The sequence below is a fragment of the Eupransor demetentiae genome, assembly GCF_963930865.1.
GTDB lineage: Bacteria > Bacillota > Bacilli > Lactobacillales > Lactobacillaceae > Eupransor > Eupransor demetentiae.
Map to the genome: position 1 here is coordinate 92,550 of NZ_CAWVOH010000002.1, position 22,393 is coordinate 114,942.

The 22,393-nt window shown below is 46.8% G+C and carries 30 protein-coding genes and 1 tRNA gene; 24 read left to right on the forward strand and 7 right to left on the reverse strand.

Going from position 1 to position 22,393, the window contains the following annotated elements:
* Position 1: 1 nt before the first annotated feature.
* The 16 genes from recR to ABSY64_RS04820 all read left to right on the forward strand — a co-directional run bounded on the left by recR (position 2) and on the right by ABSY64_RS04820 (position 10,221).
* Positions 2-607: a recombination mediator RecR gene (recR, locus tag ABSY64_RS04745; RefSeq protein ID WP_349641937.1), complete on the forward strand. Its 606-nt coding sequence runs from the start codon at positions 2-4 to the stop codon at positions 605-607.
* Positions 607-864: a YaaL family protein gene (locus ABSY64_RS04750; protein ID WP_349641938.1), complete on the forward strand. Its 258-nt coding sequence runs from the start codon at positions 607-609 to the stop codon at positions 862-864. Before recR ends, ABSY64_RS04750 begins: the two co-directional genes overlap by 1 nt.
* Complete coding sequence (gene tmk, locus ABSY64_RS04755; RefSeq protein WP_349641939.1) at positions 864-1,505, forward strand: dTMP kinase; 642 nt, start codon at positions 864-866, stop codon at positions 1,503-1,505. The genes ABSY64_RS04750 and tmk overlap by 1 nt, the downstream gene beginning before the upstream one ends.
* A complete protein-coding gene (darA, locus tag ABSY64_RS04760; protein ID WP_349641940.1) occupies positions 1,502-1,825 on the forward strand; it encodes a cyclic di-AMP receptor DarA in 324 nt (107 codons plus the stop codon). The genes tmk and darA overlap by 4 nt, the downstream gene beginning before the upstream one ends.
* A complete protein-coding gene (locus tag ABSY64_RS04765; protein WP_349641941.1) occupies positions 1,825-2,736 on the forward strand; it encodes a DNA polymerase III delta subunit-related protein in 912 nt (303 codons plus the stop codon). Before darA ends, ABSY64_RS04765 begins: the two co-directional genes overlap by 1 nt.
* Position 2,737: 1 nt before the next feature.
* On the forward strand, positions 2,738-3,628 hold the full coding sequence (gene rsmI, locus ABSY64_RS04770) for a 16S rRNA (cytidine(1402)-2'-O)-methyltransferase (protein ID WP_349641942.1): 891 nt from the start codon (positions 2,738-2,740) through the stop codon (positions 3,626-3,628).
* On the forward strand, positions 3,628-4,362 hold the full coding sequence (locus tag ABSY64_RS04775) for an acyl-[acyl-carrier-protein] thioesterase (RefSeq protein ID WP_349641943.1): 735 nt from the start codon (positions 3,628-3,630) through the stop codon (positions 4,360-4,362). The genes rsmI and ABSY64_RS04775 overlap by 1 nt, the downstream gene beginning before the upstream one ends.
* A gap of 27 nt (positions 4,363-4,389) precedes the next feature.
* Complete coding sequence (gene galE, locus ABSY64_RS04780) at positions 4,390-5,382, forward strand: UDP-glucose 4-epimerase GalE (protein WP_349641944.1); 993 nt, start codon at positions 4,390-4,392, stop codon at positions 5,380-5,382.
* Between the two features lie 61 nt (positions 5,383-5,443).
* Positions 5,444-6,130, forward strand: a complete 687-nt coding sequence (locus ABSY64_RS04785) for a CPBP family intramembrane glutamic endopeptidase (protein ID WP_349641945.1) — start codon at positions 5,444-5,446, stop codon at positions 6,128-6,130.
* A 446-nt stretch (positions 6,131-6,576) separates the two neighbouring features.
* Complete coding sequence (locus ABSY64_RS04790; RefSeq protein WP_349641946.1) at positions 6,577-7,455, forward strand: ROK family protein; 879 nt, start codon at positions 6,577-6,579, stop codon at positions 7,453-7,455.
* A gap of 85 nt (positions 7,456-7,540) precedes the next feature.
* Positions 7,541-7,613: transfer RNA gene (locus ABSY64_RS04795), tRNA-Lys, on the forward strand.
* Positions 7,614-7,668: 55 nt separating this feature from the next.
* Complete coding sequence (locus ABSY64_RS04800) at positions 7,669-8,424, forward strand: M15 family metallopeptidase (protein ID WP_349641947.1); 756 nt, start codon at positions 7,669-7,671, stop codon at positions 8,422-8,424.
* A 58-nt stretch (positions 8,425-8,482) separates the two neighbouring features.
* Positions 8,483-9,127 (forward strand): deoxynucleoside kinase, encoded by a 645-nt coding sequence (locus tag ABSY64_RS04805; RefSeq protein ID WP_349641948.1) that lies wholly within the window; start codon positions 8,483-8,485, stop codon positions 9,125-9,127.
* Entirely contained in the window at positions 9,127-9,447 is a 321-nt protein-coding gene (locus ABSY64_RS04810) for a hypothetical protein (RefSeq protein ID WP_349641949.1), read from the forward strand. Before ABSY64_RS04805 ends, ABSY64_RS04810 begins: the two co-directional genes overlap by 1 nt.
* 115 nt (positions 9,448-9,562) lie before the next feature.
* Positions 9,563-9,811, forward strand: a complete 249-nt coding sequence (locus ABSY64_RS04815) for a hypothetical protein (RefSeq protein WP_349641950.1) — start codon at positions 9,563-9,565, stop codon at positions 9,809-9,811.
* 14 nt (positions 9,812-9,825) lie between these two features.
* Positions 9,826-10,221: a hypothetical protein gene (locus ABSY64_RS04820; RefSeq protein WP_349641951.1), complete on the forward strand. Its 396-nt coding sequence runs from the start codon at positions 9,826-9,828 to the stop codon at positions 10,219-10,221.
* A gap of 30 nt (positions 10,222-10,251) precedes the next feature.
* Here ABSY64_RS04820 and ABSY64_RS04825 read toward each other — a convergent pair whose 3' ends face one another.
* Positions 10,252-11,208 carry a nucleoside hydrolase gene (locus tag ABSY64_RS04825; protein WP_349641952.1) on the reverse strand — a complete coding sequence of 319 codons (957 nt, stop codon included), beginning with the start codon at positions 11,206-11,208 and terminating at the stop codon, positions 10,252-10,254.
* A gap of 82 nt (positions 11,209-11,290) precedes the next feature.
* Here ABSY64_RS04825 and ABSY64_RS04830 point away from each other — a divergent pair, with 82 nt between their 5' ends.
* Both ABSY64_RS04830 and ABSY64_RS04835 read left to right on the forward strand, forming a co-directional pair.
* Positions 11,291-12,295: an NAD(P)/FAD-dependent oxidoreductase gene (locus ABSY64_RS04830; protein ID WP_349641953.1), complete on the forward strand. Its 1,005-nt coding sequence runs from the start codon at positions 11,291-11,293 to the stop codon at positions 12,293-12,295.
* Between the two features lie 123 nt (positions 12,296-12,418).
* On the forward strand, positions 12,419-12,646 hold the full coding sequence (locus ABSY64_RS04835) for a hypothetical protein (protein ID WP_349641954.1): 228 nt from the start codon (positions 12,419-12,421) through the stop codon (positions 12,644-12,646).
* Between the two features lie 37 nt (positions 12,647-12,683).
* Here ABSY64_RS04835 and ABSY64_RS04840 read toward each other — a convergent pair whose 3' ends face one another.
* The 4 genes from ABSY64_RS04840 to ABSY64_RS04855 are packed head-to-tail and all read right to left on the reverse strand — an operon-like array spanning position 12,684 to position 15,832.
* Positions 12,684-13,550: a DNA/RNA non-specific endonuclease gene (locus tag ABSY64_RS04840; protein ID WP_434063056.1), complete on the reverse strand. Its 867-nt coding sequence runs from the start codon at positions 13,548-13,550 to the stop codon at positions 12,684-12,686.
* Positions 13,550-14,284 carry an amino acid ABC transporter ATP-binding protein gene (locus ABSY64_RS04845; protein WP_349641955.1) on the reverse strand — a complete coding sequence of 245 codons (735 nt, stop codon included), beginning with the start codon at positions 14,282-14,284 and terminating at the stop codon, positions 13,550-13,552. The genes ABSY64_RS04840 and ABSY64_RS04845 overlap by 1 nt, the downstream gene beginning before the upstream one ends.
* On the reverse strand, positions 14,281-14,979 hold the full coding sequence (locus ABSY64_RS04850; RefSeq protein WP_349641956.1) for an amino acid ABC transporter permease: 699 nt from the start codon (positions 14,977-14,979) through the stop codon (positions 14,281-14,283). The genes ABSY64_RS04845 and ABSY64_RS04850 overlap by 4 nt, the downstream gene beginning before the upstream one ends.
* Before the next feature lie 46 nt (positions 14,980-15,025).
* Positions 15,026-15,832 carry a transporter substrate-binding domain-containing protein gene (locus ABSY64_RS04855; protein ID WP_349641957.1) on the reverse strand — a complete coding sequence of 269 codons (807 nt, stop codon included), beginning with the start codon at positions 15,830-15,832 and terminating at the stop codon, positions 15,026-15,028.
* 431 nt (positions 15,833-16,263) lie between these two features.
* Here ABSY64_RS04855 and metG point away from each other — a divergent pair, with 431 nt between their 5' ends.
* The 3 genes from metG (at position 16,264) to ABSY64_RS04870 (ending at position 18,784) form a co-directional block, all read left to right on the forward strand.
* The gene (gene metG, locus ABSY64_RS04860; RefSeq protein WP_349641958.1) at positions 16,264-18,306 is read left to right on the forward strand and encodes a methionine--tRNA ligase; all 2,043 of its coding nucleotides are present in this window, start codon (positions 16,264-16,266) and stop codon (positions 18,304-18,306) included.
* Positions 18,306-18,434 (forward strand): hypothetical protein, encoded by a 129-nt coding sequence (locus tag ABSY64_RS04865; protein WP_349641959.1) that lies wholly within the window; start codon positions 18,306-18,308, stop codon positions 18,432-18,434. The genes metG and ABSY64_RS04865 overlap by 1 nt, the downstream gene beginning before the upstream one ends.
* Positions 18,435-18,556: 122 nt before the next feature.
* Positions 18,557-18,784, forward strand: coding sequence for a hypothetical protein (locus ABSY64_RS04870; RefSeq protein ID WP_349641960.1), 228 nt, complete (start codon positions 18,557-18,559; stop codon positions 18,782-18,784).
* A gap of 28 nt (positions 18,785-18,812) precedes the next feature.
* Here ABSY64_RS04870 and ABSY64_RS04875 read toward each other — a convergent pair whose 3' ends face one another.
* Complete coding sequence (locus tag ABSY64_RS04875; RefSeq protein WP_349641961.1) at positions 18,813-19,388, reverse strand: FUSC family protein; 576 nt, start codon at positions 19,386-19,388, stop codon at positions 18,813-18,815.
* A gap of 187 nt (positions 19,389-19,575) precedes the next feature.
* Between ABSY64_RS04875 and ABSY64_RS04880 the strand changes: the two genes are divergently transcribed.
* The 3 genes from ABSY64_RS04880 (at position 19,576) to ABSY64_RS04890 (ending at position 20,602) form a co-directional block, all read left to right on the forward strand.
* The gene (locus ABSY64_RS04880; RefSeq protein ID WP_349641962.1) at positions 19,576-19,791 is read left to right on the forward strand and encodes a hypothetical protein; all 216 of its coding nucleotides are present in this window, start codon (positions 19,576-19,578) and stop codon (positions 19,789-19,791) included.
* A gap of 146 nt (positions 19,792-19,937) precedes the next feature.
* Complete coding sequence (locus tag ABSY64_RS04885; protein ID WP_349641963.1) at positions 19,938-20,354, forward strand: YjdF family protein; 417 nt, start codon at positions 19,938-19,940, stop codon at positions 20,352-20,354.
* A gap of 89 nt (positions 20,355-20,443) precedes the next feature.
* Entirely contained in the window at positions 20,444-20,602 is a 159-nt protein-coding gene (locus ABSY64_RS04890; RefSeq protein ID WP_349641964.1) for a hypothetical protein, read from the forward strand.
* Positions 20,603-20,834: 232 nt separating this feature from the next.
* Here the strand turns inward: ABSY64_RS04890 and ABSY64_RS04895 are convergent, their stop codons facing one another.
* A complete protein-coding gene (locus tag ABSY64_RS04895; protein WP_349641965.1) occupies positions 20,835-22,388 on the reverse strand; it encodes a glycoside hydrolase family 68 protein in 1,554 nt (517 codons plus the stop codon).
* Positions 22,389-22,393: the final 5 nt, after the last annotated feature.

Here is a 22,393-nt window from a genome sequence, read left to right on the forward strand (position 1 = left end):
GATGCAGTATCCGGAACCAATCGCAAAATTGATTGATAGCTACCAAAAGCTGCCCGGCATTGGGGCCAAAACCGCCACGCGTTTAGCCCTCTTTACTCTAGGGATGGATGACAAAGTGGTGCGTTCCTTTGCCGACTCCTTGATTTCAGCAAAGGAAGACATTACCTTCTGTGAAATCTGTGGTAACTTGACCTCTAAAGATGAAAATCCTTGTGTCATTTGCCGCGACCCTTCCCGTGATCAAAAGACGGTTTTGGTCGTGCAAAATGCACGCGACGTCATGGCCATGGAAAATACCCGTGAATATCACGGCCTTTACCATGTTTTGCACGGTTTGATTTCACCCAGTGCTGGCACGGGTCCCGAAGACATTAACCTGCCTTCCTTGATTCGCCGCTTGTCCAGCCATCCTGAAATTAAGGAAGTCATCGTGGGAACGAACGCCAACGCTGATGGAGAAGCGACGGCCATGTACATTGCACGTTTGCTGAAGCCGGCACACATCAAGGTTACCCGCCTGGCACACGGTTTGGCGGTCGGCTCCGACATTGATTATGCGGACCAGTTGACCTTGATTAAGGCAGTCGAAGGGCGGAATGAAATTTAATGGCAAAGAAAAAAGCACAAATTAACTTAAAGCGGGAATACGACAACATTCTTCTTTATGAAATCGACCAATTGAAGCAGGATTTGGTCGCTGCGCAGCAGTCGGAAACGGCTTTGATTGATTCTCGTGTGAACGGCCATTTGGTGGAAGCCCAAACGGCCCTGGCTCGCGCGAAGTTCAGCTACGTTTATCGCGAGGCCCGTCGTCGCCGTACAATGGGAAACATGCCCAATGTCTGGTTACAGGAGGATTTCTAATGCCTGCACCATTTTTCTTTTCATTTGAAGGGCCAGAAGGAGCGGGCAAAACCTCTGTCTTGACGGCGGTTTTACCAGAAATTGAAAAAATTGTTGCTGGGCCGGTCTTGTTAACACGGGAACCGGGCGGAACGCCGATTGCGGAAGCCATCCGTAACATTCTGAAGTCTGATGAGTCGACTGGAATGGATGCCCGCACGGAAGCCTTGCTCTTTGCTGCCGCCCGCCGGCAGCATTTACAGGAAACGATTCTCCCGGCCCTTGCCCGAAAGCAAACGGTCGTTTCCGATCGTTATCTCGATTCTTCAATCGCTTACCAAGGTTATGGCCGTGGTTTGGGTTATGAAACGGTCTGGGACATCAACCAATTTGCTACCGAGGGCTTCATGCCCGATATGACCATCTATCTGGATTTGCCGGTGGAAGTTGGTTTGGCCCGAATTCAGGCTAATCGTCAAGATAAAATCGACCGGCTCGACAAGGAAGATATCGATTTTCATAAACGGGTTCGCGAAGGCTATTTGAGTCTCGCTGATCGTTTTTCTGATAGAATAAAAACAATCAATGCCGATCAGGCGCTTGACCAAGTCATCGCCGACGTCATTGACAGCATTAAACAGTATGTGGAGGTGCACTCATGAAGCTATTGACTGCAATCGTACAAGATAAAGATGCAACAAAATTAAGTAACGCCTTAGTGAAGGCCAACATTCGGACCACGCGTTTATCCACTTCTGGTGGTTTCCTGCGTTCCGGTAACACAACTTACATGATCGCCATCGAAGATGAACGTGTTGAAGAAGTCCTCGACATCATCAAGACGGTTTCACAAAAGCGGAAGCAATTTATGGTTCCCCCAATTGGAATGGACGCCGACCATGCCGGTGCATTCCCAGTTGAAGTTGAAGTTGGTGGGGCCACGGTCTTCACCCAAAACATTGAAAACTTTTACCACTTCTAATGACCGAAACTTTTGCCACAATTGCAAAAGAAGCCTATCCAGCAGTAGTTGCCCAGTTCGATCAAACCATTGCCGAAGAACGTCTGAGCCATCTTTACTTGTTAGAAGGCAACAATCAGCCAGCTATGCTGGCTTTTTCCCGTTATTTGGCCTGGCAGGCGGTTGGCCCTAATGCGGTCAATGCTTTGCGGGTTGGCCAGGATGAGCATCCGGATGTTTTTGTTGTGCGGCCAGAGAAGGCTAATGCCCCTTTGAAAATCGCCCAAATCCGCGCCTTGCGGCCTGAATTTACGACGACCACTTTGGAAAGTCCGCGCAAGGTCTTTATCCTTGATCAAGTTGAAACGATGACGACTGCCGCGGCCAATTCTCTTTTGAAGTTTATCGAAGATCCAGCGGGTCCACAGTTGATTTTGATGTTGACGGCGAATTTGGCGGAGGTTTTGCCAACAATTCGTTCCCGTGCTCAGATCGTTCATTTGCCTGATTTGGAAGGGCAAGGGGATGGCGCCGATGATGAAGCGCTGTCGCCAGAGTGGTTGAAGAAGGCCCAACCGGTCTTCTTCAAATGGTTTGAAAAGGCAATGCAAGTCGACTTGTCTGCCTTTGCCTACTTGCAAACCGATTTGGCTCCGCTCATCTCAGCCCCTGAACAGGTTAACCGTATTTTTACTTGGCTACACCAGTTGATCCGTGACGTGGTGGTTTACCCGCACATGCCGGCGGACCAGCTCTATTTTTCAGATTTGGTCGGTTTTTACAAAAGCCTCGACAGCCACTATTCACCCGAGCAGATTATGGCCGCCAGTCAGGCGATTATCGCCATTGACGAGTTGGCCAAGGCCAACATCGGCTGGCAAACCCGTCTCGAAAAAGTAACTTTGGATGTCAGCATCGCCTTGGAGGGTTAAAATGCAGATTCAAAAAAGTTTTCAAAAGCATGATACCGGCACCCTGTACCTAGTGCCAACTCCAATTGGTAATTTGCAAGATATGTCCAACCGAGCCTTGGAAACACTCCAAGAAGTCGACTTAATTGCTGCCGAGGACACACGACACACGGCCCAATTGCTGAATTATTTTGATATTGATACCAAGCAAATTTCTTTTCACGAACATAACTGGCAAACTCGCGTACCCGAACTAATCCAAATGCTGGAAGAAGGCACGACGATTGGCCAGGTTTCCGATGCTGGCTTGCCATCGATTTCTGACCCTGGTCAGCAACTGGTGGAAGCGGCTGTGGCGGCCGGGATTCCGGTTGTTCCGATTCCAGGCGCTTCAGCTGGCATTACCGCTTTAATTGCTTCTGGCTTGGTACCCCAACCATTCTATTTCCATGGTTTTTTGCCCCGTAAAAAAAGCGAGCAGATTGAAGAATTAGAAGCGCTCCGTCCTCGCCAGGAAACGGTCATTATTTATGAAGCGCCCCATCGTTTAAAGTCCACTTTATCTAACTTGGTTACAGTTATGGGGCCAGCAAGGCCAGTGGTGCTTGCGCGCGAACTGACCAAGCGGTATGAAGAATTTTTACGTGGTTCAGCTCAGGAACTGGCGGACTGGAGCCGCAATAATGAGATTCGTGGCGAATTTGTCGTCATGATTGGTGGTGCGACACCGGATGAAATTGCCGAAGAAGTTGCCGAAGCCGACGAAGAAGAACTACCGGTGCGTGAAGCTGTCCAAGCCTTGGTCGACCAAGGTCTAAAGCCTAACCCTGCCATTAAGCAGATTGCTAAGGAACGGGGCATTGCCCGCCAGGAAGTTTACCGGATTTACCATCAAATTGAGGAGGAAGATTAATGGCACATGAATATGAAATCAAGCGGCCAGTCGAAGATTACGCGACCGACCTAACGGGGAAGCTTTCCCTGCCGATGATGATGAATCTGGCCATTCTATCCTCGACCTTGCAAAGTAATGTGCTGGGTATTGGTCCCTCAGTGATGCGTCCGCGCGGCTACGGCTGGGTGATTTTGCAATATGATATCACCATTAATCGTCGCCCCGAAATGGACGAAGTGATCCGCATTCAAACAACTGTTGGACACAACAATTCCTTCCTTGCCCGCCGTGGTTTTAAGATTTTGTCAGAAGAGGGCGAAGTCCTTTGCGATATTGTTTCCCTCTGGGCAATGATTGATATCCACAAGCGCCGCATGATTCGTTTGCCGGAAGATATTTTGGCTAAGTATGGTTCCGAAGCCGTTAAGCATTTGCCGGGCATGGACAATCCCGCCAAAATCGAAGCAGACGAAGACTTTGAAACGCGGTCCTACCGCGTCCGCTACCTCGACATCGACGGCAACCAGCACGTGAACAACACCAAATACATCGAATGGATGTTGGATCCCTTGGACCCTGACTTTATGGAAAGTCACGAAGTCAGCCACGTTAAGCTCCGTTACGAAAACGAAGTCCACCTCGGCCACACCATTAATTCCGAAGTGATTTTGGACGGTAACACTAGCCGCCATCGCATCATGCTGGGCGACACGGTTTCTGCTGAAGCTGAAATTGAATGGCGTAAAAATTAATTTTTAAAGATAGAAAGAGGAAATTCCATGTCAGTATTAGTATTGGGTGGTGCCGGTTACATCGGTTCACACATGGTGAAGCGTTTGGTGCAAAATAACCAGGACGTCGTCGTTGTCGATTCTTTGGTGACGGGCCACCGTCAGGCGGTTGATCCCAAGGCAACTTTTTACCAGGTTGATATTCGCGATAAGGATGCTTTGCGCGAAGTTTTCCAGAAGGAAAATATTGAACAGGTTGTGCACTTTGCCGCCTTTTCAATCGTGCCAGAATCCGTGGCGAATCCCTTGAAGTACTTTGACAACAACACTTCAGGAATGATTACCCTGTTGGAAGTGATGAAGGAATTCGATGTTAAGCAAATCGTCTTCTCCTCAACGGCGGCCACTTACGGTAATCCAGTGCACATTCCAATCAAGGAAACGGATCCCCAACAGCCAATCAACCCTTATGGTGAATCAAAGTTGATGATGGAAAAAATCATGGACTGGGCTGACCAAGCTGACGGCATCAAATGGGTAGCTTTGCGCTACTTTAACGTTGCCGGCGCTATTGAAGACGGATCAATTGGAGAAGACCACAATCCCGAAACCCACTTGGTCCCAATCATTTTGCAAGCGGCCAACGGCCAACGTGACCACATCGAAATGTTCGGGGATGATTACAACACGCCGGATGGTTTCAACGTGCGCGACTACGTCCACGTCATCGACTTGGCCGATGCGCACATTTTGGCCTTGAAGTACTTGGCGGAAGGCAATGATTCCAACCAGTTTAACTTGGGATCAGCCACTGGCTTCTCAGTTAAGGAAATGGTGGAAGCCGCTCGTAAGGCCACTGGTGTCGATATTAAAGCACAGGTTGGCCCACGCCGCCCTGGTGACCCCGATATCTTGGTGGCTAATTCTGACAAGGCCCGTGACGTTCTTGGCTGGAAGCCAAATTACGATAATGTTGAAGATATTATTAAAACCGCTTGGAATTGGACCGAAAGTCATCCCAACGGTTACAATGACAAGTAAATCTTTCTTTAAAAAAGGCTCAAGAGAGCCTTTTTTATTTGATTTATGGTAACGTAAAAGCATGAATTCAAAATTACTTAAAAAATTATTCGTTCCCATTTGGTTAATTCCGCTCATTATCGGCCCAATCTTTTTCCTGGGTATCATCAACATGCTGCCCTTGTCCTTTAAGGGGATTTTTCCCGGATCAATGATGATTGGGATTTTCCTGGAATTGGTTGTCGTTGTGCTCTTGGTTATTCCGTTACAACTTTGGGACCATTCCTACTTTGAAAAGCCGGATATGAGCAAGGTTGCGGTAGCTGCGATTGGCTTTTGCGGCATGATTGTCGCCTATGTCCTAATTTCTTACTTGCTGCCTAGCACCTCCAGCAATAACCAGGCCGCCCTGGATTCCTACATGAAGGGCATGAGCTCGCTGGATTTAATTATCTTTAACCTCTCGATTAGCTTGCTGGCACCGGCTCTGGAAGAAACGATTTTCCGTGGTTACTATGTCTGGGCTTTGCGGCCTTGGGGTAAAATCGCTCAGTTCGTCATTCCAACGATTATGTTTGCCTACATGCACAATCCCACTCGCTTGGTGGACTGGTTGACCTATGGTTCCTTGGCCACTGGTCTAACTCTGGTTCGTTTGATTACCGGTAAGGTGCAGTATTCCCTCGGTGTTCACATTGCCTGGAATACCTTTCCAACCTTGATGCAGGTGGTCGGTCAATTGATGCGCTACCTTGCCCATCTCGTATAAAGCCCAACGGGCTTTTTTATTTGCCCTGAAAAACACGAAACCCCGATAACCTAGGGTGGCTATCGGGGAGAACATTTTAAGAGAATATTTGGGAGAGGGAAAAGAATATGAATGTACGTCATTGGGAGAACGACGTTTTGGTCCCTGGACCTGGGGTTTCGTGTTTCTGATGTGTTGAGTCATCAGTCATTCTGCTTATAAGGCAACCTCACTGTTTAAAGAATTTTCAACGCGCTTGTTGTTTGAGACGAACTCGCTTTGTTGATGCTTTTATAATACGGTCGCCAGGTTAAACATGCATAAAGCCAAAATAAATTGAAAATTAAATTTCTAAATAACTAGATTGCTTTTTGTTTTGAAAGCGTTTACAATATGAGTGTAGATAGTCTAAGGGGGATTCTAAAATTCCTCGACTATAATAAAGATTGATTTAAAGGAGTATGCTGATGGGACTACTTGGTGCGATTGAGGCTGGTGGAACGAAGTTTGTGGTGGCGGTTGCTGACCGCGACTTTAACATCATTGAACGCGATGCCTTCCCAACTTTGGATGGTAAGAAGACCTTGGATAAGGTTATCGAATTTTTCGATAAGTTTGATGATATTGAGGCAATTGGAATTGCGGCTTTTGGCCCAATCGACATTGTCGAGGGTTCACGGACATACGGACATGTTTTGGACACGCCAAAGCGCGGTTGGTCTGGTTATGATTTCTTGGGTCGAATGAAGGCCTGGCGTGACATTCCTTACTTCTGGACCACGGACGTTAACGGTGCCGGTTGGGCTGAATTTATGACCGGTGCTGCCAAAGACGTCGATAACATGGTTTACTTGACGGTTGGTACCGGTGTTGGTGCTGGAATTGTTAGCGGTGGCAAGATGTTGGCTGGCTACGGTCACCCTGAAGCCGGACACATTCTTCTTCAAAAGCATCCTAAGGATACTTACAAGGGCCACTGTCCATTCCACGGCGACAAGTGTTTGGAAGGTTTGGCTGCCGGTCCTGCTATCGAAGACCGTTGGGGCATGTCGGCTAAGGAAATTCCTGATGACCATCTCGCTTGGGAAATCGAAGCCTTTTACCTGGCTCAAGCTGCCGTTGATTACACGATGATCTTGCGTCCGGAGAAGATTGTTTTCGGTGGTGGTGTGCCTCACCGTGAAGTTCTCTTTCCAATGATCCGTAAGAGTTTTGCCGAACAGATGAAGGACTACTTGGCTACGCCACAATTGGAAGACTACATTGTGCCGGTTGCCAACGGTGACAACGCCGGAATCCTCGGTTGCTTCTACTTGGCAGAAAGCCTTTTGGCAGAAGAAAAGTAAGGGCTTTTTAAGATAAAAATCAGCAAATAGGCTTGTTGATTGTGCTAGTTTATGATAATATTATTTCTGTTGTGATTAGCACAATGGACAGTTAGCTCAGTTGGTAGAGCAACGGACTCTTAATCCGTGGGTCCAGGGTTCGAGCCCCTGACTGTCCACTAAGATAAGCGCTGGGCGAAAGCCTGGCGCTTTTTGTTATCATGGAGGTCTTCTATGTGGAAACAATTACGAATCTGGTCATTTACGCTGGCAGCAATTCTGCTGATTATTGCACTGCAAGCTACCCTGGGCACGCATAAGGTCGGTCAAAAGCAGACTGTAGCTCAAAAGACCACCAGCAGCTTACCTAAGGGCGTGAAGGCTTCTGACTGGGACTTGGTCCTCGTCAACAAGCAGCACATGCTAAAGCATGAAATGAACTTTCCTAAGGCCACGCTAGAGGGCAAGATTGTCGACCAACGAATTGTATCGGCGGTTGAAGACTTCCAGAAGGGCGCTCAGCAAGCCGGTTATGCCACGACCCTTGTTTCCGGCTACCGTTCAATTGCTGATCAAACCCAGGTCTTCAACCAAGTTTTGCAAAATAATGAGGCGGGTGGCGACAGTTATGACAAGGCCTTGGCAGCCACTAAGGCCGTTGTCCAAACGCCCGGTTCATCCGAACACCACACCGGGCAGGCCATTGATTTGGCGGGGAATGATGCCCTAGCAAAGTATCCCGGCTTGGAAGGGGCAATGGACCAGTTCGCTTCGCAGAAGTGGTTGATTGAGCACGCGCCTGATTACGGCTTTATCCTCCGTTTCCCAGCTGACAAAAAGGGGATGGAAGAGACCGGTATTGATTACGAGTCTTGGCACTTCCGCTATGTCGGCGTTAAGAACGCGAAGTACATGACCAAGCATCACTTGACCCTCGAAGCTTACGTTAAGGAATTAAATAATCGCGCAAAAAAGCAGAGCCAATCTTAAGTGCGGGCTGCTTTTTTTGTTATACTAGATAGGCAATAAAGAAAGAGGAGTGGCGCAAATGATTGTACTTTCAGGAACTATTGGAGCGGGTAAGACCAGCTTAACAGAGCTTTTGGCCCAGCGTTATGGTGGACAGGGCTTTTACGAAAGCGTCGATGATAATCCCATCTTGCCGCTCTTTTATCAAGATCCCAAGAAGTACTCTTTTCTTTTGCAGCTCTACTTTTTGAACACACGTTTGGACCAGCTGTATCAAGCTGAAAAGACACCACTTTCCGTGGTTGACCGTTCCATTTTTGAAGATGCCTTGCTCTTCCAATTAAATGCTGATTTGGGCCGTGCTACTCAAACTGAAGTGGACATCTACAAATCCCTTTTGAACAACGTGATGGAAGATATTCCGGGCGGTTCTCACATCAAGCGTCCTAGTCTGTTGATTAATGTTCGAGTTAGTTTGGATACCATGTTACACCGCATCAAGAAGCGCGGTCGTTCCTTTGAACAGGTGGACCAAGATCCTGATTTGTACCAGTACTATGCTGATTTGAACAAGCGTTACGGGGACTGGTTCGACGACTATGACCGCTCACCTAAGATTCAGATTGATGGCGACAAATACAACTTCGTCGAAGACTTGGATGCCCGCCAAGCCGTCATGGAAACGATTGATGCGAAGTTGCGCGAAGTCGGAGCTTTGAAGTAATGAATAGTCAAAATAAAGGGCTTTCAATCGTAACGCTCTTACTTTTCTACCTCAACTTCGTGCTGATTGTCGCCTCGCTTTCCTTGGTGGCTTACGATTTCTATAAATTTATGCAACCGGGACTAGCCTTTGTAACTGGAACCTTAGTTCTGTTCTGGCTCTTGCTCGCCGCTTATCTTTTTCGTCACGGGATTTCCTGGTCGGGGATGAAAAGCTTTCCCAAAAACATCCGTCTAGCCCTATTTGGAACGCAGCTGCCTCTTTTCTTGATTACGGCCTACATGTTATATTACGAAATCAATTCCGTTCTTCTAAAATAGAAAGCAGTCATTTTGACTGCTTTTTTGCTTTGAAAAAGTTTTTTCATCTGCCTGTAAATTGCTTGCAACATTGCTTTGTTACGCTATTGATATTGAAATTCGACGAGGTTAGCTGATGAAATTTGAGATTAAGACGAATGGGATGAAGCGTGATAACCGTGCTTTCAGGCGACAGACTATTCTGAACACATTTGTTATGCTTTGGGCGCTCTTTACAATTGGATATGTTTTAACCGTACATCACTCCTGGGCACAAATTATTATAGGTTGTGTCGGTTCTACAGGATTACTCGCCATCGCCGTCATTGGCCAAGTGACCAATATCGGAAGCCACCGGGCATTTCTTGAAGAGCAGAATAAATAAAAAGCGAGGTTTCGATGTCTAAGCCAAATTCTAAATTACAACTAATATGGATATACGCTGAGTTAATTGCGATGCTGATTTTTTTCGTGGCCTATTTACTTGCCGGCCACAAGATCTGGTTAATTCTTGCCTGCTTGGTTGCAGTTGAGTCTGCTGTTCGATGGACTGTTCCACAGTTAATCGCATATTACAAAGGCTATGATGGCAAGAACAGAGCGATAAAGTTAAAGCGGTCGATTGTTAGTTTGCTAATAGCTTTTGTCATTTTGACCAGTATGGCCCTCGCGAGTTATTTCTTTGGTCATAATATATTATTTTTCGAGGGATTAGCAGGAGCGTTGGGAACCTTTGCCATTTTGACCACAATTTTAGCAGTCGTCAGTGCTATCTTGTACTTCCGCCGCAAATAAAAAAGCAATCCAAACGGATTGCTTTTTCTTTTACTTCAAAACACTCAACATCATCTTCTGGAAATCGGGCACGAAGCGGTCGGCGTCAACTAAGACGGCCGCCGTGCTATAAGTTGGGTCGAGCAACTTGTCGGGATCACCGATGGTACGGCCATAGTCGCCGCTTTCACGGTCGTAAGTGACCTTCATGTTCAATGGCAGCTCGGTCACGTAAGAGTGGTCCAAAGCCACGGCAACGGCCAATGGATCGTGCAAGGCAGCCCCGCGCTTATCGATATCGAGGTCGTAGTAGGCCTTGATGTAGTAGTCGACGATGTCGGCGAAAATCTTACCGGCTTCGGTTCCCAAATCGCGCCACTGCTGAGTATCATCGTTCGTCAACAGGGTCCGCAAGGTAACGTCCAAACCAACCATCGTTAAGTTCTTTTGTTCCTTGAAAACCACGTCCGCAGCTTCAGGGTCCTGGTGGATGTTGGCTTCGGTGAATGGCGTCACGTTACCAGGCACTGTCAAAGCCCCACCCATCAAAGTGGTTTGGCCAATCAAGCCAGCAATGCTAGGGTCCTTTTTCAAGGCCACGGCCATGTTGGTCAAAGGTCCGGTTGGCAAGTAAATCAAGTTTTCGCCGTACTGGTGAGCCGCTTCAATCAAGAAGTCAACCCCGGACTGCTTTTCAACGGGACGTGGTGACTTTGCCACTTGGACGTCACCAATGGCATTTTGTCCGTGAATCTTTTTTGAAATTTCCATGACGGTAAAAGAGTCGGTCGTAATCGAATGACTTTCACCCAAGAAAACGGGCACATCATCAGCGCCCAAAAGGTGCAATAGGTCGAGTGAGTTTTGTGCAGCGGTGGTGGTGATGGTGTTGCCGTATGAGGCGATAATTCCGATTAAATCAACGTCGGGATGCCCCACCGCATAGGCGAGCGCCATTGCATCGTCGACCCCGGTGTCGAGGTCCAAAATCATTTTCTTGTCAGCCATCTTGTCAATTCCCCTTTTTTTCGATATCTTCATTATAGCAAGCATTCAAATTCAGCGTAAAATGAAATCAGGAGGGTGCGCCATGGAAGAATATGAAATCGCCATCATCGGTGGCGGGCCGGTGGGCCTTTTTGCCGCCTTTTACGCTGGTTTACGCCAAACGAAGGTCGCTTTACTCGAAGCGCTACCGGAGCTTGGCGGACAGCCTTTGGCCCTCTATCCTGATAAAAGCATTTATGACGTAGCCGGTTTTCCCGGTGTTTCAGGCCGTGAACTTGTTGACCGTCTGCAAAAGCAGGTGGCTTTGTTCAATGCGGATATTTACACTGGTACGCCCGTTACCGACCTGCAGGCCGAGGGGGAGCATTATTTGCTGACCTATGAAGATGCCATTCATGGTAAGCAGCAGCTCAAGGCCAAGACGGTGATTATTGCGACGGGAAAGGGTTCTTTTGAACCGCGCAAACTCCAGTTACCTGAAGCGGAAGCCTTGGAAGGGCAGGGTCTGCATTACTTTGCCAATCGGCCCAGTGAGTTTGCCGGCCAGGATGTTGCCGTAGTAGGTGGTGGAGATTCAGCGGTTGACTTAGCGAATTTGCTCGCCACAACTGCCAACCAGGTTTCTTTGATTCACCGTCGCAACAACTTTCGGGCCATGGAATCTTCCGTTGCCGCCTTGCAGGCCAGTGACGTCGATGTGTTGACGCCCCAAACCATTAGCCAAATCACGCGCCAGCCCAGCGGTCAGCTGCAAGTGGCTCTCGAGCCCGTCAAAGATGGCGAACAGTTACCCGACTTACTCGTCGATGCCCTCATTATCCAATACGGCTTTATGTCCCGCGATAAAATTATGCGCAACTGGCACTTGCCCTTAAAGCGCGATGACTTCGGCATTGAAGTTTCCGACCAAATTAAAACCGAGCATCCCGGCGTTTTTGCCATTGGGGATGTTACCTCATTTGAAGAGCACGTTGATTTGCTGGCGACTGGTTTTGGCCAAGCGCCAGCGGCTGTTAACGCTGCCATTAATCACTTTGACCCTGATCGTGGTGGACCCGGCCACTCTTCATCGCTAGTAATTGATTAAAAAAGATGTCAGCTGGTATCTTTTTTATTTGTCATATAAGCATAATTTTCTTGTAAATTAACGGTAACTTGTCCGGCTGAAATCTTTGCTATCCTATATTCATTAAGAATTTGAGGTGGACAAATGCATAATAAAGAAAATGATCCAGTCGTCGACTTCCTTATTTGGATCACGGTAATCATCTTTGTGGGATCGCTAGTCCAGAAGTTTTTATTGGAACCGTGGCTTAATAGCTTGAATTTAGCCGATTGGCTATACTTTACGCTTATTGCAATTTATGCCATCATAGCCGGTTTATTAGGTGGCCTGCTTACAAGAAAAGTTCCCATCACCGGTCGAAAAAAGAAATAACTTTATAAACAAAAAGACGCCCCTGGAGGCGTCTTTTTTATTGCACTTGGGCCTTACCCGTTGCGTAATCAATCGTTACGCCGGGGCAGACATTGAAAATCCAGTAGTTAATGTTCAAACTTTGGCCATTGTCCTGCACGGACTTGGCCATGTAGTGCACGCCGCGCATAATCCGGTCGTTACCTTCATAAAGGGGCGTGACCTGACCACGAATGGCGATATTCGGATGCTGTTTTAGAGCGTAGCGGATATCGTCTTCGGCGTCGAGTTGGCCCGGATAGGCGTTTTCAACTCGGGTTCCCGTGGTCATGTTTTCCGTGACCATGGTGGGCATGCCAAAGAACTGATAACCAACAATGTGGGACTTGTTCCAGAGGCTGGTTTTGCTGCCGCCGAGATTCACCTTGGGGTTGGCGTGATAGCCACCAACCCGCTGCTGGCCGTTATAGTTATCCATCAAAAACCAACCAGAAGGACGGACCGAATTGGGAATCTTAGCCGGCCGCTTCGTAACTTTGGCAACAGCGGCACTATCAACACGGAAATTGGCCTGTTGACTGCGTCCTTGGCTGTCCAAAGGGGAGAGGGCTAAACCATCGGTCGGACGTAGAGTCGTACCTTGCGCCGGGAAAGTTTGCTGCAACTCTTCATCGGAGAAGGTCGCTTTATTACCGTTGATGTGGACGATGTCACCATCGAGAGTTCCGTCCCATTTTAGCTTTAACAAATCTTGGTCAGAGGCGGCTTGCACCGAGCTAACCTTGCTCTGTTGACTGTTCGATTGCTGATTTTTATGGCTGAAATGCCCAATCAGCAGGGCACCCAGCATGACAATCGCTAGGCCAATTAGTATGTAGACAAAAGACCGCGGTAAAAAGCGGTCTTGATCAGAATTATTATTCATTAGAAGGTCATTGCTCCTAGGAACTTCTGGATACGGTCTTCCTTGGACTCAAAGAAGCCATTGGTATCGCCTTGATAAGCAACCTTACCGTTGTCGATGAAGGCGACGCGGCTGGCAACCTTACGGGCAAAATCCATGTTGTGGGTAACCACAATCATCGAAGTATTTTGCTCGGCTAAGTCACGCAAAACGCGCAAGACTTGCGCTTCCAATTCAGGATCCAAAGCAGAGGTGGGTTCATCCAACAATAGGTACTCAGGCTCCATGGCTAAAGCACGCAGAATGGCTACGCGCTGCTGCTGTCCTCCTGAAAGCTGGTAAGGGTAACGGTCAGCCAGTTCGGTCATGTTGAACTGGGCTAAGAGATCGTTAGCCTGCTTGCTAGCGGCTTCCTTGCTGACACCCTTCACTTTGACCGGTCCTTCCATCAAATTATGCAGGACGTTCAAGTGGGTAAAGAGGGCCTTTTCCTGGAAAACCATGCCGAAACGCTTTCGAATCTTGAGCACCTGGCTATTGGAAATTTCCTTTTGGAAATCAACGTTCAAGTCATCAATGCTCATTTTTCCTGAAGTAGGACGTTCGAGCAAGTTCAGGGAACGGAGCAAAGTTGACTTTCCTGAACCGGAAGGACCAACAATGGCCGTCGTTTGATTCTTGGGGAATTCCAAGGAAACGTCATCCAAGGCGAGCTTATCTGGGAATTGCTTCGTAACATTTTCAACTTTAATCATTGAGCAAACCTCGACGTGTAGCGTTCTAGGTAGTGTTGGCCAATGGCCAAGATTGACGTAAAGAAGGCATAAACCATGGCAGCCAGAATGTACATCGACAAAATCTTATAGTTCTGCGCGGCAATCTGCTGACTGAGGTAGAACATTTCGACGATGGTGATGACTGATGCCAAAGAGGTATCCTTCAAAAGTGAAATCAAACTGTTGGAGAGAGGCGGGATTGAAATCCGAGCCGCCTGCGGCAAAACCACGTTCCAATATACCTGAGCGGTGGTCATTCCTAATGATTGGGCTGCTTCTTTTTGTACTTGAGGCACGGAAGCGATTGAGGCACGGATGCTTTCGGATGCGTAGGCACCGGTGTTCAGTGAGAAGACCGTCACGGCTGATACCCAGGCGTTCGCGAAGAGATTAATGTGCGCGCTGGGCAAACCATAGAAGACGATAAAAAGCTGAACTAGCAAGGGCGTGGAGCGGAAGAACCAGACATAAGTGGCCGCAATCCACTTGACCACGTCCATCAGACCGGCCAACCAATCATTTTGTGGTAACTTTGCAATCCGAATTAGGGCCGTCAAGACGGCGAAAATTAGGGCAAAGAAAAAGGAAAGAGCCGTCAGGGGCAAGGTATATTTTAGGGCCGCAACTACCAGTTCCGGTAGGTACTTAATGGCCAGGTCCAAAAATTCTTGCATGAGCATTCCTTCCTTTTCGGGGGCTTAATGTTTAATTGATAATCGCTTAGTTTGAACTAGAGATATCCATACCGAAGTACTTTTCAGAAAGCTTTGACAAAGTGCCATCGCTCTTCAATTCTTCGATCGCCTTGTTGATGGCCTTAAGCAACTTCTTGTTATCCTTGTTAACCAAGGCGCCAGAAGGCTTTGAGTCAACTTGGCCATCAAGGTCAACGTAAGTCAACTTTGACTTAGGGTTTTGCTTTTGGTAAGCCTTGAAGGCACCAAGGTCGTTCAATGAACCATCGGCACGCTTTGTCTTAACCAAGTTCATGGCTTCGTTGATACCAGGCACGCTGACCAACTTAGCACCGTTCTTTTCGGCGATCTTACCGTAGTTCGAAGTGGTTGATTGTGCCATCTTCTTACCATCGATTGACTTAAGGTCCTTCAAGTCCTTTTCGTTATCGCGCTTAATCAAAACAGTGTGAGGGTACACGTAGTAGTCAGAAAGGCTGTAAGTATCGGCACGTTCCTTCGTGTAGCCGATGTTGTTCATGACAACATCGTAACGGTGACTACCAAGACCAGCAATCAAAGAATCCCACTTCGTTTCAACGTAGGCGACCTTCAAGCCCATCTTATCGGCAATGTCCTTGGCCAAATCAACTTCGTAACCCTTCAACTTACCGTCTTCACGGTATGAGTAAGGGGCGTAAGTACCTTCCAAACCAACGGTCAAAGTACCCTTGGTGATGGTCTTAGCCTGTTGGTTGTGTTGATAGGTGTTGTAACTGAATAACCCTGCAATAGCTACACCAGCGATAAGGATCAAAACAACCAATGACTTGATGACTGTTCTCTTCTTCATTTCTCTTTCTCCCAAAATAAAAGGCGCCTGAATACAAAGGCGCCTAGTTAGTCAACATAGTTCAATGGAATAGACGTCAAAAATACCGGTGTGATTAATACATCATGGCCGGGTGCACACAAAATTCAATTGTATGAGCTGCTTTTGACATAGATTCCTCCATTACCCATACAGTTTACTCATTGCTTTTAACTTTGTCAATTAATTTACATTCCTAAAATTGGACCAATCCAGGCAATTGGTCCAGCTGTAATAAAACTGCTAGAACGCCTTTTCTGCTGTCTTTATCATGTGATATAAAAAAATTAGCCAAAATTGGTCGCAGAAACTTTTTTGTGGAAAAGAAGCCACTTTCTTCCATAGATAGGTGGTGAACTTTGTTATAATAGACTCGATTAGCTCACCATAGGGGCTGAAAAGAAAGGACTCATATGTCAAAGCAAAACACTTTTTACGTCACAACACCGATTTATTACCCATCTGGTAAGTTGCAATTAGGAAACACCTATACGACGGTCTTGGCCGATGCAGCTGCCCGTTACCACCGCTTACTCGGCGACGATGTCTACTTTTTGACTGGGACCGACGAGCACGGTTTGAAGATTCAGCAAAAGGCTGAAGCTGCCGGTACTTCCGAAATGGAATACTTGAACGGCATGGCCAAGCAAATCAAGGATTTGTGGAAGTTGATGGACATTTCTTATGACCATTTCATCCGTACGACTGATTCACAGCACGAAAAGATTGTTCAAAAGATTTTCGAAACGCTTTTGGAACAAGGCGACATTTATAAGGGCAAGTACTCTGGTTGGTACTCTGTTTCTGATGAAGAATACTTTACTGAATCACAGTTGGCCGAAGTTTACCGCAACGATGCTGGCGAAGTAACTGGTGGAGTTGCGCCATCCGGTCACGAAGTGCAGCGCGTTGAAGAAGAGGCTTACTTCTTCAAGATGTCAAAGTACGCGGACTGGTTGGTTGACTACTACAAGTCTCACCCTGGCTTCATCCGTCCCGAAGCCCGCATGAACGAAATGATTCACAACTTTATCGAACCTGGTTTGGAAGATTTGGCTGTGACACGTACTTCATTTGACTGGGGAATTCCGGTTCCGGAAGATCCAAAGCACGTGATTTACGTTTGGATTGATGCCTTGGCTAACTATATTACGGCCTTGGGTTACGATACTGATGAAGATGAACTTTTCAAGAAGTTCTGGCCGGCCAACGTACAATTAGTTGGTAAGGAAATCGTCCGTTTCCACACGATTTACTGGCCAATTATTTTGCACGCCCTTGGTTTGGAAATGCCTGAACACATCATTGGCCACGGTTGGTTGGTGATGAAGGACGGTAAGATGTCCAAGTCAAAGGGGAACGTGATTTACCCAGAAGTTTTGGAGGAACGCTACGGCCTTGATGCGGTACGTTACTACTTGCTTCGTTCAATGCCATTCGGTAATGATGGTACTTTCACGCCCGAAGACTTTGTTTCACGGATTAACTACGACCTGGCCAACGATTTGGGGAACTTGTTGAACCGTACCGTTGCCATGATTAACAAGTACGAAGGTGGCGTTATTCCATCCCTTGAGACTGGCTGCACGCCATTCGACCAAGAATTGGTTGATACGGTGGAAAGCTCAATCAAGAGTTACAAGGAACACTTGGATGCCGTTGAAACAGCCAATGCTTTGGAAGACGTTTGGCAGATTGTTCGCCGTGCCAACAAGTACATCGATGAGACGCAGCCTTGGGTTTTGGCCAAGGAAGCCGAACATGATAACACCAACACCAAGGTAACCGAATTGGCCGACGTTATGGCTCACTTGGCTGCTACCATGCGTGTCATCGCCGTTTTGATTCAACCTGTTATGACGCAAGCACCTGCTCGCATCTTCAAGCAACTTGGTTTGGACTATCCTGAAACTGGTGTGAAGATCGAAGGCTTGGCCTTTGATCAGTTACCAGCCGGTATCAAGGTCATTGATAAGGGTGAACCAATTTTCCCTCGTTTGGACATGGAAAAGGAAGTTGCCTTCATCGCTGGTTTGGTATCCAAGGACACTAAGGGTAAGGGCCGTGCCGTTAAGGAAGCTGCCAAGGAAGCCGCTCAGGAAGAATTGGAAGAAGTTCCGGCAAAGCCCGCAATCGAATACGATGACTTTGACAAGGTTCAAATTTTGGCCGCAAAGATTACCGACGGCGAAATCGTGGAAAAGTCGAAGAAGCTCTTGAAGTTTACCTTGGATGATGGTTCTGGCAAGCCTCGCCAAATCTTGTCTGGAATCCGCCAGTGGTATCCAGAACCCGAAGCTTTAGTTGGTAAGACGGTTGCCATCGTCGCCAACATGAAGCCACGCAAGATGGCGGGTGAATTGAGTCAAGGAATGATTTTGTCTGCTGAAAAGCATGGCATTGTCACGGTGACTGAATTGCCTGATTCAATCGAACCAGGTTCGGGAATTGAATAATGCTCGAACCTTTGGTTGAATGGTTCCAAAAGTTAACCCTGCGTGACAAATGGCTTGTCTTTCTAGTCGTGCTCTTCGTTGCCGGATTCTTTATTGGAATTTCGATTGGTTTGAATTTAATGAATTGAAGAAAAGCCACTCCTGCTTGGGGGTGGTTTTTTTGTTACGTTTCTTTAATCGAAAAGTAATTCGATTGTGTTTTGAGGTCGCTATATGAATGCTACACTTGATGCAACAGGAGGTATTTCGCATGGCAAAAGATTTAAAGAATAACCCGCTTAAATATTGGAGTTTACAACTAGTAGCAGCTTCATCTCTACTTGTTGTTGTATTAATGCTCCATACAGCGAAAACGCCATTATTCCACGTCCTACATTTTTTGTTTGATTTTGGGATTTTAGCTTGGATGGTATATTCAGCCTACAATTTGCGAAAGTATTTAAAGGCCGCCAAAAAATCTAAAGAGGCAACAAAATAAAAGAGCTTCCTACGCAGGAAGCTTTTTTTTAATCTGGATGACTCTTTGATTCGAATTTATGTACGACACTTTTGACGTCGGCTTCGACCTCTTCCAGACCCTTTTCGACACCTTCTTCGACCTTCTTGATTTCATCAGGCATAGCGAAACGGTTAACAACCATGGCGAAGAATACACCGACGAAAACGTCGAGTACTCGCAGGAAGACGTAGCCAATGGTGGCATCCATGGGGATGGTCAGCGCGATCATCAGGAAGGCGGCCATTCCACCGACGATTCCGACGCTTTGGTCGAGCTTGTTATGGATGATGATGCCGGCCATGATGAGGACGGGCACCAAGATGATTGAAACCCAATCGGCGTTATGGGTGTACTGGCGGATGATGTAGTAGAAGATGGCTAAGCCACCGCCGACAATATTTGAAATGACACGGACCTTGGCGAAGGCCATGGTGTTGGCCCAGTTTTCACGAAGGGCGAAAACCGCCGCGAGGGCGGGCACAAAGGCGGGTTGGTGCAAAAAATGGTAAACGAGCATGATGAGCATGACGGTGAGTCCAGTTTTAAATGTTCGTAAACCAATGTGAACGTTGAAGAAATTCATTACCTCTCCTAAATATATTTTCAAAGCAAAAATTGGCTTGTGAAGCCGTTCAATCAGTATACAACGAATTACGAGTGGGAGTAATTATTTTTTGTTAAGGAGGCTTAATGGGATTGTAATTTGACTGTGATTATTGCGGATTGGGATTTTGGTAAGCTGAAAGGGTTAAAAATTACGGGAGAGGACCATGGAAAAATTAAAAAATAAACTTTCAGACTGGCTACCAGTCATTATTTCTTGTTTTATCGCAGTAGTTGGCGCATTAATCATTATTCATGTAGGAGATAAAGCTAATACAGCAGATTGGCTCGTCTTAGTGGAAGTGCTTGTTTTCTGTATGGTTGAAGGCGGCATTGTTGGCGCTATCAGCACTTTGATTTCGAAAAGTAAAAACAAGAAGTAAGAAGCCTGCGAGGCTTCTTTTTCGTTATAATAAAAGCACGAAGTAAAAACACGATTCGGTTGGTAGTCCGAATGTGGCCGCTGGTCATCAGTATCCTTCCTCCTTGGATGTCCGTCTTCGTTCATCAAATTAAGGAGGTAGTGATTTTGACAATTCAAAGTTCACTAACAATTGTTTTTGAAGCACCTTATTATCAAGGTGTTTTCGAGGTTCAAGAGGATTACCGGTATTCGGTTGCGAAGGTTAATTTTGGGACGTCAGAACCTAAATTAAATCTGTTGCAGAATTTTATTGTGAAGCGCTGGTTCTCTTTAGATTTTTATTCGCAGCAAATTGACCGCCAAAAGTTGCATCGTAAAGTGAATCCCAAGCGAATGCAACGATTGGCTCGCAAGCAAGCCGTTAACGGTATTGGCAACAAAGCTCAAGAAGCGCTGAAAAGGCAAAGCCAAGCAGGGAAGCAACTGAAAAAGAAAAATCGCAAGGAGTTAAAAGCTCAAAGGGTTGCTGAACAATTCCGCTTGAAACAAATTAAGAAGGCTCAGAAACATCGAGGTCATTAAAATGAAGAAGCTCACCAGGCTTCTTTTTTGTAACCTTCTTTTAACCGAAATGTGACATAGTTGTGACCTGCTTTTGCTATGCTGAAGGCATGAAAAAAGAAGAGATTGGTTCGCTTAAAAGAACAACAAAAAGTAAAATTATTAACTGGGCTTTGGCCGTTATCGCCATTGTTTTTGTGCTGATTGCTGTCTCTGCCTTTACGCATTTGGATCAATTCGTGCAAGGCTGGCAATCTGCCGGTAAGTGAGGCTTGCAACGATGAAAAAGAAATTTGAGTCTGCGAGTTTTTATTTTGAAATGCTTTTGTTAATCTGCTTTGCCGCCTACGTTTTGTGGTTTTTAGCTAGCAGCAATGGTCTTGTGCATATGGACGACTGGTTGAAGAACTTATTCACACCGATTACTTTTCTCTACCTTGCCTATATCACACTTAAATATACGAAAAATAAAAAGCAGTGACCCAGCGGGTCGCTGCTTTTTTACTTCACAATCTTCTGTGGTCGTGCAGAATAATAACTGCCTTGATCCGTCAAAACACCTTGGCCAAGTACTTTATTGTTAATCATGCTGGTTGAATTGCCCTTCATTTTCAGCAAATAACTAGGCGCAAAGGTCTTATTACCTTCAAAAGAGGTTACGACGAAATTGTCGTTTTTGTCATCACCGTTTGGAATAACCAGGTAGGAATAGGTCATCGTCGGCTTTGCCTGGTCGCCATCGCCGATAATCACGGTGCCGTTACCGTTCAGTGGCTGGTACTTACCGTTGATGCCGTCGCTGGAGGACCAACCTAACATATAAGAATTATCGGTAATCTTCTTGTTGTCGGTCGCCATGTGGAAGCCCCAAGTTGAGGTGAAAAGGTACCACCGGCCGCTGTGTTTGAAAATGTTGACACGCTCAAGCTCATCGTTGGTGGCGTTTCCCGTGACCATCGGTTCCATGACCTTTTTAACCGTGAAATTCTTGTTCAACTCCAGCTTACCAATGGCGGAATTGGCAAAGAAGGTCTTGTCATATTCGGCTGTATTTTGGTTCTGGCTCAAACGCTTTTTCTCGTCATTGAAGTAGCTCTTGCTACCAAAATAGGCCTGCGTATTGAAGTTGTTAGAACCCTGTGGATTGAAGTTTGGGCCCGTATTTCCTTCGAAAATCAGATAGTACTTGTCGCCATCTTGAACGAAGTGGGGGTCGCGCAAGGTCAAATCGTCCTCAAAATGAGGTCGCTTACCACCGCCTTGGGCAGCGGTCTGGTAAATCTTACCATCACCAGAAAAGACCGTTTTGCGGTCACTGGCCTTATCATGGTTAATTTGCAAGCCACTGGTCCAGTCCTGGCCAGACTTCGGCTCCAAAACAACTTTGGCCGTCGTCAAAATCTGGCAGGCGGTCTTCTTGTCGTCATAAGCATTGGCGTAGAAAACCCGCAGGCTGTCATCGTCGTCATTCATCAAGTAAGTCGAACCGGACCATTCGCCAACCGAGGACTTGAGATAGTTATCATAGTCGCCAGCAGCGACACCCTCTTTTTTACTATTAAAGAGATAGCCGACAAACTGCCAAGTTGATAGGTCATCTTGGTTAGCCGATTCAGGTTGAGCAAAGAGGCCCATCCGCGTTGGCGCACCGGAGTAGCGCCCGTTTTCAGCAGTTAAGCCGATTACTAAACGGTAGCCGTGGAAGGAAGCCAGGGTTCCATCGGGCTTTTGCACCGGCCAGGAATCCCAGACGTCCATGGGCACCATTTTCTTTTCCTTAGCGCTGTAGACTTTAGCGCCGGGGATGGTCTGTTCAAGCTCCTTGTGATCAATCGTGGGCGCAAGGTACTTTGAATCGGTTAGTTGTGAATTGATTTGGTCCATATTGCTTCGCGTAAAAAAGCTGGTTTTGGAAGTCTTGTCAGCTTTACGCGAAATATTTTGCGTTCGATTGAGCTGGTAGGTCTGGTGCACTCGTTTGAGAGAGTGCGTTACGCCAAAGGCCACGAATAGCGCGGCCAGAACGAGCACAATATAAAATTTCGTCTTTTTCATGTTTT